This is a genomic window from Geodermatophilus poikilotrophus, from assembly GCF_900111455.1.
Taxonomy (GTDB): domain Bacteria; phylum Actinomycetota; class Actinomycetes; order Mycobacteriales; family Geodermatophilaceae; genus Geodermatophilus; species Geodermatophilus poikilotrophus.
The window spans coordinates 155,367-167,106 of sequence record NZ_FOIE01000003.1 but is presented as its reverse complement, the minus strand read 5'-3'; the positions used below and the strand labels follow the sequence as shown (position 1 = coordinate 167,106).

General features: G+C 76.9%; 10 protein-coding genes. 2 read left to right on the top strand and 8 right to left on the bottom strand.

The genetic code is table 11. The annotated features are described in order from the left end of the window. Nucleotides 1–60 precede the first annotated feature (60 nt). Complete coding sequence (gene lhgO, locus BMW27_RS08280; protein ID WP_091442195.1) at nucleotides 61–1,272, top strand: L-2-hydroxyglutarate oxidase; 1,212 nt, start codon at nucleotides 61–63, stop codon at nucleotides 1,270–1,272. Continuing rightward, on the top strand, nucleotides 1,269–2,492 hold the full coding sequence (locus BMW27_RS08275) for an MFS transporter (protein WP_091442192.1): 1,224 nt from the start codon (nucleotides 1,269–1,271) through the stop codon (nucleotides 2,490–2,492). The genes lhgO and BMW27_RS08275 overlap by 4 nt, the downstream gene beginning before the upstream one ends. 6 nt (nucleotides 2,493–2,498) lie before the next feature. On the opposite strand, the gene BMW27_RS08270 is transcribed toward BMW27_RS08275, so the two are convergent. The 8 genes from BMW27_RS08270 to BMW27_RS08235 all read right to left on the bottom strand — a co-directional run bounded on the left by BMW27_RS08270 (nucleotide 2,499) and on the right by BMW27_RS08235 (nucleotide 11,712). After that, a complete protein-coding gene (locus BMW27_RS08270; RefSeq protein WP_091442188.1) occupies nucleotides 2,499–2,936 on the bottom strand; it encodes a hypothetical protein in 438 nt (145 codons plus the stop codon). A gap of 69 nt (nucleotides 2,937–3,005) precedes the next feature. Then, nucleotides 3,006–3,887: a DUF1932 domain-containing protein gene (locus BMW27_RS08265; protein WP_091442185.1), complete on the bottom strand. Its 882-nt coding sequence runs from the start codon at nucleotides 3,885–3,887 to the stop codon at nucleotides 3,006–3,008. Then, nucleotides 3,884–4,567, bottom strand: coding sequence for an RraA family protein (locus BMW27_RS08260; RefSeq protein ID WP_091442183.1), 684 nt, complete (start codon nucleotides 4,565–4,567; stop codon nucleotides 3,884–3,886). The genes BMW27_RS08265 and BMW27_RS08260 overlap by 4 nt, the downstream gene beginning before the upstream one ends. Nucleotides 4,568–4,577: 10 nt before the next feature. Then, nucleotides 4,578–5,900, bottom strand: a complete 1,323-nt coding sequence (locus BMW27_RS08255) for an MFS transporter (RefSeq protein WP_091442180.1) — start codon at nucleotides 5,898–5,900, stop codon at nucleotides 4,578–4,580. Next, nucleotides 5,893–8,091, bottom strand: coding sequence for an Ldh family oxidoreductase (locus BMW27_RS08250; protein ID WP_175486425.1), 2,199 nt, complete (start codon nucleotides 8,089–8,091; stop codon nucleotides 5,893–5,895). Before BMW27_RS08250 ends, BMW27_RS08255 begins: the two co-directional genes overlap by 8 nt. Beyond that, nucleotides 8,088–8,939 (bottom strand): DUF6282 family protein, encoded by an 852-nt coding sequence (locus tag BMW27_RS08245; protein WP_091442174.1) that lies wholly within the window; start codon nucleotides 8,937–8,939, stop codon nucleotides 8,088–8,090. Before BMW27_RS08245 ends, BMW27_RS08250 begins: the two co-directional genes overlap by 4 nt. Further along, the gene (locus tag BMW27_RS08240) at nucleotides 8,936–11,164 is read right to left on the bottom strand and encodes a TRAP transporter permease (protein ID WP_245743380.1); all 2,229 of its coding nucleotides are present in this window, start codon (nucleotides 11,162–11,164) and stop codon (nucleotides 8,936–8,938) included. Before BMW27_RS08240 ends, BMW27_RS08245 begins: the two co-directional genes overlap by 4 nt. Beyond that, entirely contained in the window at nucleotides 11,161–11,712 is a 552-nt protein-coding gene (locus tag BMW27_RS08235) for a hypothetical protein (protein WP_091442166.1), read from the bottom strand. Before BMW27_RS08235 ends, BMW27_RS08240 begins: the two co-directional genes overlap by 4 nt. Nucleotides 11,713–11,740 lie beyond the last annotated feature (28 nt).

The window sequence follows — 11,740 nt, the reverse complement described above, 5'->3', positions numbered from 1 at the left end:
GGGAGCCGTTCCCACACCCGCCCCCCGCAGAGCCGCGGGCGGCCGAGAGGACGGAGAGCGATGCCGGTCCAGCGATACGCCGTGGTCGGGGGCGGGATCATCGGGACGGCGGTGGCCCGGCGGCTGCTCGCCCGCGCCCCCGACGCCGTGGTGACCGTCCTCGAGAAGGAGGACCGGCTCGCCGCCCACCAGACCGGCCGCAACAGCGGCGTGGTGCACGCCGGCCTCTACTACGAGCCCGGCTCCCTCAAGGCGACGCTGTGCCGCCGCGGGGTCTCCCTGCTCCGCGAGTTCTGCGCGGAGAAGGGGCTGCCCTACCAGGAGATCGGCAAGGTCCTCGTCGCGCTCGACGGGGCCGAGGAGCAGCGGCTGGGCGCGATCGCCGAGCGGGCCCGCGCCAACGGCGTCCCCGGGGTCCGGGTGATCGACCGGGCGGAGCTGCACGAGCTCGAGCCGCACGTCGCCGGCATCGCCGCGCTGCACTCGCCGACCACCGCGATCGTCGACTACGTCGCCGTCACCGAGCAGCTGGCCGAGGAGGCCCGCAAGGCCGGGGCCACCGTCCGCACCGGCTTCGAGGTCGCCGGCCTGCGGTCCGCCGGCGGGGAGGTCGTCGTCAGCAGCACCGCCGGCGAGGAGGTCGCCGTCGACCGGGTGGTGCTCTGCTCCGGGCTGCACGTCGACCGGCTGGCGCGGCTGGCCGGGGACGACGACGCCCCGCGGATCGTGCCCTTCCGCGGCGAGTACTACGCGCTGCGGCCGGACAAGCGGGCGCTGGTGAACGGCCTGGTCTACCCGGTGCCCGACCCCCGGTACCCGTTCCTCGGCGTGCACCTGACCCCGCGGGTGGACGGCGAGGTGCTGGTCGGGCCCAACGCCGTGCTGGCGCTGGCCCGCGAGGGCTACCGGTGGCGGGACGTCTCCCCCGCCGAGCTGGCCGCCATCGCCCGCTTCCCCGGCTTCCGGCGCTTCGCGAAGCAGCACTGGCGCACCGGCCTGGCGGAGATGCGCGGCTCGCTGAGCAAGCGCGCCTACACCGCCGCGGCCCGCCGCTACGTGCCCGAGCTGACCGTCGAGGACATGGTCCCGGCGACCGCGGGGATCCGGGCGCAGGCGCTGGAGTCCGACGGCAGCCTGGTCGACGACTTCCGCATCACCCGGCGGGGCGCGGTGGTGGCCGTGCGCAACGCCCCCTCCCCCGCGGCGACGTCGTCCCTCGCCATCGCCGAGCACCTGGTGGAGCTGCTGCTGGCGGAGGAAGGGGCGGCGTGAGGGCGCGCCGGGAGCGGCCGGCGGGCTCGGCCCGCGCGGCGACCGCCGCGGTCACGGTGACGACCGCGGGCGTGCTCCCGGCCTACCTGGTCGGCGTGCTGTGGGTGCAGTTGAGCGCCGACCTCGGCGTCGGGCCGTCGCTGCTCGGCCTGCTGGTCGCGGCGTTCTTCGCCACCTCGGCGGTGTCGGCGCTGTTCGCCGGAACGCTGGTGCGCAGGCTGGGCGGCATCCGGGTCGTGCGGCTCTCCGGGCTCACCGCGGCGCTGGCGATGCTGGGGGTCGCGGTCGTCGCCCGTGACACCGCCGTCCTGGTCGCCGCCCTCGTCGTCGCCGGGTGGGGCAACGGCGTCGGGCAGCCGGCCAGCAACGACCTGATCGCCCGGTCGGTGCCCGCCGACCGGCAGGGCCTGGCCTACGGCCTCAAGCAGGCGGCGATCCCGCTGTCCACGCTGCTCGCGGGCGTCGCCATCCCGCTGGTGGCCATCCCGCTGGGCTGGCGCACGGCGTTCGGGCTGGGGGCCGTCCTGGCGCTGCTGGTGGTGCTGTCGGTGCCCGGCGCGCGGCGGATGGGGTCGGCCGGGGCCTCGGCACCGCCGTCGGAGGCGGCCGGGCCGTTCCGCCGCGGCCCGCTGTACGTGCTGGCCGCCGGGCTGGCGCTCGGCGCGGGCACCGGCAACGCGCTGGGCTCCTTCTTCGTCAGCACCGCGGTCGCCGGCGGCATCGCCCCGGCGACCGCCGGCGTGCTGGCCGCGGTGGCCAGCGGGCTGGGGGCCCTGGCCCGGGTGGTCGCCGGCTGGCTGGCCGACCGGGTGCGCACCCGCTGGCTGCTCGTCGTCGCCGCGCAGATGTCGCTGGGCGGGCTGTCCTACGCGCTGCTGGGCACCGGGGTCGAGGCGCTCATCGCCGTCGGCGCGGTGGTCGGGTACTGCACCGGGTGGGCGTGGGCGGGGCTGTCGACCTACGCCATCACCCGCATGCACCACGGCATGGCCGCGCAGGCGACGTCGATCACGCAGGGCGGCATGGGCCTGGGCGCCGCGCTCGGGCCGCTGGCCTTCGGCGCGGTCGTGTCGGCCGGCTCCTACGCCGTGGCCTGGACCGCCACCGCGGCCCTCGCCGTCGTCGGCGGGCTGGTCGTCGTGCTCGCCCGGCACCTGCTGCTGCGCGACCGCCCCGCGCTGGTCGCCGCACACCGCCGCCGGGCCGCCGCCCGGGCCTGAGCGCGGTCAGCCGCGCAGCGGCCAGGCGGCCAGCGGCGGCAGCTCCCCGCCGTGGCTGCCGCCGGCGTGGGCGACGGCGGCCAGCAGCAGCGCGAGGCCGTCGCGGTCCAGGCCCGCGGCGAGGTCGCCGAGGTCGACCGGCTGCCCCTCGGCCAGGGAGGCGGCCGCCCGGAGCAGACGCAGCTGGCTGCTGCTGCCGCCGATGCGCCCGGCGCGCAGCGCGGCGTCGAGGTCGGGCCAGGCGACCTGCGCCCACAGCCCGTCGCCGTCGACGTCCCCGAGCAGGGAGATCAGCCCGGCGCCCTGCAGCTGGGGCAGCCAGTGCCCGGCGTTGGCGAGCAGCAGGACCGCGGCCTCGGCGGAGTAGTCGCCGACCGCGGCGCGCAGCAGGGCGTTCTCGACCTCGACGAGGTCCAGGTCGGCCGCCCTGGGTTCGAGGATCACCGCGTCCCCTCCCGGAGTCCGTCTCGCACGTCGCCCCCACGATGCCGGAGGGGTACGACAACTCCCGGCTCAGCCGGGCAGCGAGCGCAGCACCTCCAGCGCGTCGGCGAGCGTCGGCGGCACCTCCCCCGCCCGCCGTCCGGCCTGCTCGAGCCCGCGCGCGGTGCGCTCCTGCCGGGCCACCAGGGCGGTCGACATGAACGGCTCGACGCCGGTGCCGGCGACCGTGTCGCGCACCATCCGGGCCTCCCCCTGCCGGCGGCCGGCGTGCGCGACGTGGGTGGTGACGAGCATCGTGGCGAAGTCGCGGGTGGGCCAGCGGTCCAGCGTCTCCTCGACCATGGCGATCAGCGGCTCCACGACGTCCAGCTCGCGGGCGGCCAGCAGCGCCTCGGTCCACAGCCCCTCCAGGCCCTTGACCACGACGCTGCGGAGCATCTTCAGCGCGGCCGCGGCCCCCACCCGCTCGCCGACGACGCCGGTGCGGAACCCGGCGCCCGACAGCAGCCGGGCCGCCTCCGGGGCGTCCGGCCCGGCCAGCGAGATCGGGATGCGGCTGCCGTCGAGCCGGATGCCCCCGCCGGTCATCACTCCGTCGACCACCCGGGCGGCGGGCAGGGCGGCCGCCACCGCCTCCTTGACCAGCGGCGCGGTCGAGTTGAGGTCGACGTAGAGGACGCCGTCGCCCACGACGGCCGCGAGCCCCTCGGCCACCGCCAGCGCGGTGGCCGGGGTGACCAGCGACAGGACGACGTCCCGGTCGGCGAGCTCCGCGACGTCGGCCACCGGCTGCGCTCCGGCCGCCCGCACCGCCGCCGCCAGCCCCGGACCGCGCTCCGGGTCGAGGAGCACCCGGTCGTGCACCGCCAGGTCGGCGCCGGAGGCGGCCAGGGCGGTGCCGATGACCCGGCCGGCCTCGCCGAAGCCGACCAGCCCCCACCGGGTGCTCACGCGACCACCCCGGGGCCGACCCGCACCTCGGTGAGCGCGGCGGCCACCCACGACCTGTCCCACGTGCCGGCGGCGATGTGCGCGAACACCGCCTCCTCCGCCCGCGCCTGCTCCTCGCCGGCCGCGACCACCTCCGCGACCCGCTCGTGCGGCACCACCACGACGCCGTCGGCGTCGCCGACCACGACGTCGCCGGCGCGCACCACCGTGCCCCCGGCGTGCACCGGGCCGCCGATCTCGCCGGGGCCGTCCTTGTACGGGCCGAGGTGGTTGACGCCCCGCGCGAAGACCGGCACGGCGCCCGCGGCCAGCCCCTCGACGTCGCGCACCGCGCCGTCGACGACGAGCGCGGCCAGCCCGCGGGCGGCCGCGTAGCGCGCCATGATCTCGCCGAGCAGTGCCCGGTCCAGCGCGCCGCCGCCGTCGACGACGAGCACGTCGCCGGGCTCGGCGAGGCCAAGAGCGCGGTGGACGACGAGGTTGTCCCCCGGTCGGGTGCGCACGGTCAGCGCGGGCCCGGCCACCCGCGGCCAGCCACCGCCCGGCACCCGGTGCACGCCGCAGATCCCGCCGCTGCGCGCCATGCAGTCGGACAGGGTGCTCGTCGGCAGCGCACGGCTGCGCTCCAGCAGTCCTGCGTCGGGACGGGGGCCGGGCGGGTGCAGCCGGCAGGTGCTCATGTCGGGCTCCTCAGGTGGGTGCGGGCAGGTCGGGGGCGGCCGCGGCGCGGCGCCGGCGACCGGGCAGCCGGCTCACCGGCAGCCCGCGCGACCGGCGGACCATCCGGCGGCTGACCCGCACGGTGACCGCCCCGGCCAGGCTGAGCGCCGCGGCCGTGAGCCAGGCCGCGGAGTAGGACCAGGTCTGCGCGACGACGCCGAACAGCAGCGGACCGGAGGCGGCGCCCAGCGACAGGCCGGTCTGCACGAACCCGGTGACCGACGCCGCGGCGTCGCGGTTGTCGCGGATGACGGCGTAGTGGAACAGCCCGGTCCACGCCCAGCCGGCGCCGTAGGCCAGCACGCCGCCGGCGACGAAGGCCGGCACCGGGCCCGCCGCGAGCAGCACGTAGCCGGCCGTACCGGCGGCCAGCAGGTTCGCGATGAACAGGTAGGCGCTGCGGGTCGGGTGCCGGTCGACGAGCAGGCCGTAGCCGATCCGGACGACCAGCCCGAGCACCGAGCAGCCCGCGAACAGCAGCCCGGCCGCACCCGCGTCGATGCCGGCGGCGACCGCGGAGTCGACGAGGAAGACCCCGGTCGGGGTGGCCGCGGCCGAGCCGAGGAAGCCGCCGACGGTGAGCACCACCAGCCCGCCGCGGGGCAGCCCCCGGTCCGGCGCCCGGGGAGCGCCGGGGGCGCGCGGCGCCCCGGCCCGCCGTCCGGCGTCCCGGCCGGTGAGGGCGACCAGCAGCAGGACGACGGCGAGACCGACGGCGCAGGCGACCGCCCACCGCCAGCCGAAGACGAGGGCCACCCCGGGGACGGCGAGCCCGCCGAGGAGCGTCGCCGCGGGGATCGAGGACTGCTTGATGCCGAAGGCGACGCCGAGCCGCTGCTCGGTGACCAGCTCGGAGACGACCGCGTTGGCCGACGGCTGGGCGACGGCGTTGCCCAGGCCGCCGACGGCCAGCCCGGCCATCAGCGCGGCCGGCGAGCCGGCCAGGGCGATGACGGCGAGCGAGGCCGTGGCCAGCGCCGCGGCCAGGGCGGCGCCGCGGCGCGAGCCGAGCCGCTGCACCAGCCGGCCGGCGGGCCGGGCGAGGCCGCCGGAGACGGTGAACAGCGTCGCCGCGGCCAGGCCGAACAGGCCGAGGCCCACGTCGAGGTCGGCGCGGATCTGCACGGCCAGCGCCCCGACGAGGAAGGCCGGCAGCACGCCGAGCACGGAGACGGCGACCGCCCGGAGCACGGCGCCCACCGCGGCCGGGGACCGGGCACGCCGGTTCCGGGCCGCGGTGCGCCGGCCGGGTTGGTCGGGGTCGGCGTCCACGTCCCCGGCCGGGTCAGCCACGCGCTCCGCCCGCCAGGGGCCGGCCCACCTGCTCGCCCAGCACCTGCAGCGCGCGGTGCGTCTCGGCGTCCAGCGGGACGCCGTGCGCGCGACGCAGCGCGCGCTCGGCGGCGGCCCGCTGCCCCGGCGTCCGGACCGGCAGCTCCGGGTCGACCGGGGCCAGCGCCCGCAGCCCGGCGAGCAGCCGGGCGGCGCCGGTGCCGATGGCCTCCGGGTCGCCCAGCCGCGCCGGGTCGAGGACCACGACCAGGTGGCTGGTGTCCGGCGGCCGGGCGCCGGACCGGAACGTCAGGTTGCCGACCCCCGGCCCGGTGGGCCCACCGGCCAGGACCGCGGTGAGCAGCTCGACCAGCAGACCCAGGCCGTAGCCCTTGTGACCGGACCGCTCCCGGTCGCTGCCCAGCGGCAGCAGCGCCCCCCGGCCGGGGAAGACCGCGGCCGGGTCGGTCGTCGGCCGGCCCTCGGCGTCCACGCCCCAGCCCAGCGGCACGGGCTTGCCGAGGCGCAGCGCGATCTCGAACTTGCCGGCGGCGACCGCGGACGTCGCCATGTCGAAGACCAGCGGCTCCTCCCCGGCGACCGGCACCCCCAGGGCCAGCGGGTTGGTGCCGAGGTACGGGCGGGCGGCCCCGGCGGGTGCGACGACCGGGCCGGTGTTGGTCCCCGCCAGCCCGACCAGCCCGAGCCGTGCCGCGTCGTGCACGTAGCAGCCGCTGGCGCCGTGGTGGCTGCTCCTGCGCACGTTGACCCAGCCGACGCCGTACCGCCGCGCCCGCTCGACCGCCTCGTCGAAGGCACGCGTGGTGACCGGGTGGCCGAGCAGGTCGTGGCCGTCGACCAGCGCCACCGCACCGCCGTCGGAGTGCACGCTCGGCTCGCCGTCGACGGCGACGACGCCGGTGCCGATCGCGCCGACGTAGGCCGGCAGCCGGGCGATGCCGTGCGAGTCGATGCCCGACAGGTCGGCGTAGGCGAGCACCCGCGCGGTGTCGCGGGCGTGCGACGGCCGGACGCCGACGGCCTCGAGCACCTCGGCGGTCCAGGTCTCCAGGACGTCAGCCGGCACGCGCACCGGCGGCTCCCCGAGCACCTGCGCGGCCTCTCCCGCCGCCGGCTCGGCGGGCGGGGACGCGGGGGCCGACGGCTCGACCGACCCGAACGCGGCGAGGACGGCGTCGGCCACCTCGCCCGTCGACGCCGCCGCTGCGCCCGCCGGCGCCAGGTCGTAGGTCCACGGGCCCGCGCGGAGCACGGCGTCGACCGCCGCCCGCACCCGCTCGCCGGCCTCGCGGGTGGCGGGGAAGTGCCGCAGCAGGGCGGCCAGGGCGAGGAAGCCGCCGAGCGGGTCGACCTGGTCCCGCAGCGCCCGCCGCGGAGCCGAGCCGTGCGCCGGCTCGAACAGGCCGACGCACCGCCCGCGGACCGGCTCGCCGGGGTGCAGCGACGCCGAGCCGCACAGCGCCGGGGAGCCGGCCCGGCCGGCGGCGAGGTCGGAGAGGATGTCGCCGAGCAGGCCCTCGGTGACCAGGACGTCGGGCACCGGGGCCCCCGAGCCCAGCTCGAACGCCGCGCGGTCCACGTACCGGTGCTCGACCTCGATCCCGCGCTCGCGGGCGACGTCGCCGGCGACCTGCCGCCAGAGCCGTCCGGTCGCGTAGAGGTTGGCCTTGTCCACCGAGACCAGCCGCCCGCCGCCCCGCCGTGCCAGCACGTCGCAGGCGGTGTGCACCACCTCGGCGACCCGTTCCCGGGTCAGCCGCAGCACGTCGGCGGCCTCGCTGCCGTCCTCGTGCAGCACCCGGTCGTCCGCGCCGCCGTACGAGCCGCCGATGAGGTTGCGCACGACGGTGAGCTCCCGGCCGTCGCCGAACGGGATCTCGCGGACCGAGATGCGCAGGTCGTAGCGCTCCCGGAGCCGGTGCAGGGCGACCTCCGGGCGCGGGCACACCCCGGCCGGCACGCGGGGGTCCTCCCCCACGGCGCCGAGCAGGACCGCGTCGGCGGCGTCGCAGGCGGCCAGCGTCCCGGCCGGCAGCACGTCGCCGCTCTCCGCCGCGGCCCGGGCGCCGACCGGCCAGGGCCCGGTGACCTCCACCTGCCCGCGCTCGGCCAGCAGCCGCAGCAGCCGCGTCGGCCCGTCGAGCACCTCCTCGCCGACGCCGTCCCCCGGCAGCAGCGCGATCCGGATCACCGGAGCACCAGCTCGCGGCCCACGGTGGTGAGGGCGTGCTCGGCGCCGGCCTCGCCCAGGCACGCCTCCAGCCCGGCCAGCCAGCCGGGGAGCGCCTGCGCCATCGTGGGGTGGTCGGCGTGCCCGAGGTCGCCGCCGAAGGCCAGCTGGTCGTGCGGGTAGACCTCGCCCAGGGTGGTCGACGGCGGCCCGTCGGTGGTGAGGATGTCGGGCAGGATGCCGAGCTCCAGCACCACGCCCAGCCGCGCCAGCTCCGGCGCGGCGTCGTCGTCCCACTGCAGGAACGGCATGCGCGGGTGGTTGAACAGCATCCGGCGCACCCCGGCCGCCGACGCCGCCCGGAAGAGCACCAGCGCCTCCGCGCAGGTCAGGTGACCCGAGGCCAGCACCAGGTCGGAAGCGGCGACGACGTCGAGCACCTCCTGCCACGCGGGCAGCAGCGCACCGGCGTCGTCCAGCACGTCGACCTGCCGGAAGGACAGCGTCCGGTGCACCGAGAGCTCGGGGGCGGCCGCCGACGCGACGTGCGCGGGCGCGGAGACCGTCGGCATCCACACCACCCGCCCACCGAGCCGGGCGGCCACCTCCACCGCGTCGGGGTTGGCCCCGCCGGCCGGTGAGTTGAGCACGATCCCGCCGACCACCCGGACGCCGTCGGTCTCCGGCCGGCCCGCGGCCAGGGCCGCGCGCTCCACCGTCGAGCCCTCGTGCGCCTTGAGGACGGCGAGGTCGACGCCGACCTGTGCGTGCGCGCCGACCACCTCGTGGTCGAGCCCGTGCCGGGCGACGAGGCTGGGTGCCCCGTGCACGTGCAGGTCGGCGACGCCGTCGATGAGCCGCGGGCTCACCGCTCCGTCCGCGGGCGGTCCGCGGTCGTGGCACCGGCCGTCGGTAGCGCGTCGGCCGAGCCGCTGGGCACGTCGGACCTCCCGGCCTCGGGTTCCACCGCACGTCCGTCGTCGTCCGGCGTGGCCCGGCGGCGGGTGACCAGGTGCACCACCACGCCGGCGAGGGCGAAGCCCGCGCCGACCGCGATGAACATCGGCGTCATGACCAGCAGCGCGATGGCCGCGACGAGGAACAGCACCCGCTCGGGGACGCGCGCCGGGCCGAACAGCCAGGCGCCGGTGACCACCGCCAGCGAGGCCACGGCGAAGACCGAGGTGACGAAGGCGATCGCCACCGTGGCGGCGCCGCCCTCGAAGAGCAGCCCGACGCCGCGCGGGGAGAGCACGAAGATGAACGGCACGAGGAATGCCGGCAGCGTGTACTTCCACGTCAGCCACATGGTCTTGACCGGCTTGCCACCGGTGATGGCAGCGGCGGCGAACGGCGAGAGCGCCGTCGGCGGGGAGACCTCGCTGAGCACCGCGTAGTAGAAGATGAACATCGCCGCGGCGAACGGCTCGACGCCCACCTGCTGCAGCGCCGGGGAGATGACGACGAACGAGATGATGAAGCTCGCCGTCACCGGGACCGCGAGCCCCAGCAGCACGACCACCACCGCGGAGAAGACGGCGGTCAGCACCACGTTGCCGTTGGAGAAGTCGACGATGATCCCGGCCAGCCGCAGCGCCAGGCCGGTCAGGGTCATGACGCCGACGATGATGCCGGCGACGGCCATGACCGGGATGACCGACAGCGCCCCGGTCGCGCCCTGGGCCAGCGCCTCCCACAGCCGCCGGGGCGTGATCCACGACCGGCGCTCGAGGAAGCTGAGCAGGAACGCCAGCACGGTGGCGTAGACGACCGCGCGGAAGGGCGTGAAGCCCAGCACCAGGAAGAAGACGATCGCGGCCAGGGAGGAGAAGTGGTAGCCGAAGCGCAGCAGCAGCTTCCAGGCCGACTGGGTCTCCATCGCCACGGTGTGCGTCTTGTGCCGCCGGGCGTCCATCTCGATCGCCAGGATGATCCCGAGGTAGTACAGGATCGTCGGGATCGTCGCCCAGATGAGCACCTCGAGGTAGGAGACCTGCAGCAGCTCGGCGATGATGAACGCCGCCGCGCCCAGGGTCGGCGGGGACATGATCGCGCCGATGCCGGCGGCCGCCAGCACGCCGCCGCCGGCCTCCTTCGGGTAGCCGGCCCGCTTCAGCAGCGGCCAGGAGATGCCACCGAGGGTCACCGTCGTGGCGACGCCCGAGCCGGACACCGTGCCCAGCAGGAAGCCCGAGAGGGTGACCGTGCGGCCGGGGCCGGCCGGGGACTGCCCGAACGCGGCGAAGGACAGGTCGATGAAGAACCGGGTGGCACCCGAGGCGGCCAGGACGGCGCCGTAGATGGTGAACAGGATGATGTAGGTGGCGGCGACCTCCAGCGGCGTGCCGAAGATGCCCTGCAGCCCCATGACGTTGTGCCCGACCAGCCGCGGCCAGCCGAAGTTGGCGGTGGTGAACGGCGCGGGCAGGAACGATCCCCAGTACGCCGAGGCGATGAACAGCAGCACGACGACCGGGACCAGGATGCCGACGGTGCGCCGTGCGGCCTCCAGGCACAGCAGGACGAGCAGCGTGCCGATGATCAGGTCGGTGTCGGTCGGCAGGATCGCGCGCCGGAAGAAGCCCTGCCAGTCCAACACCATGTAGAGGCCGGGCACGAGCGAGGCGAGCGCCAGCAGCCAGTCCAGCACGTTCGGGCGGTCGGCTCTCCCGGACTCCTTGGCCCTGACCGACCGCGGCCAGCCGCGGTAGGTCAGGAAGGTCAGGAACAGGCCGATGGACAGGAACGTCGGCAGGTACACCTGTCGCGGGAGCGGGTTGAACACCCAGTAGAGGCCGAACAGGGACAGCCCCACGCCGACCACCGAGGTGACCCAGCTCGGCCAGCCGGTGAGGTGGCGGGCCGGCTTCTCGGCCTCGAACTCGGCGATCAGCGCCTCCTCGTCGATCCGGTCGGGGTCGTCGACCGGATCGGCGCCGGGGCGCTTGTCCAGGGTGGCGACGTCCACGATGCCGCCCTGCCGGTGAGCGGCGTGGTGGGCGGCCCTGTGGACGCTGTCGTGCCGGTGCTCCGCCGGGGCCTGCTCGTCCTCGGCCGTCCGCGTCCGTGCGCGGCCTGGCAGCTTCATCTTCATCGCTCGATCTCCAGTAGCACGGTGGGGTCCTCCCTGGTCAGGAGCCGCCAGATCGGGACGGGGTCGGTACCCGGGGTGTGCAGTGTGCGCTCGCCCAGGTCGGTGGCGGCGATGTTCAGGACGTCGAAGACGGCCGGGCGGGCCGGGTCGGGCTCGGCCACGTGGTGGCGGCGGTCGCCGGGCGGCGCGGGTCGTGGTGCACCCGGTACGGCGTAGTACTCCTCGAGCACGGCCACCTGGTCGGCGGCCAGCTCGACGAGCTCGAAGCGGCCGTCGGGGAGGACGCGGTACCGCTCCTCGGCCAGGGTGGTGTAGACGCTGTTGCGGTAGCTGACGGCGAACCGGTCCCCGGTCAGCGGGACGCGGGCGACGACCTCGCCGTCCGGCGTCCGGACGACGACCGCCCGGCCGTCGTCCCCGGCCAGCGCCGCGGTGGTCGCCGCGACCACCACCAGCACGACGGCGGCGAACCACCGCACCGTGCGGCGGCGGGCGGTCGCGCCGCCGGGGCCCGCGGCAGCAGCCCCGGACCCCGGCAGCACGACCACGACCGGCTCCTCCCGCGCTCGCTGCCCG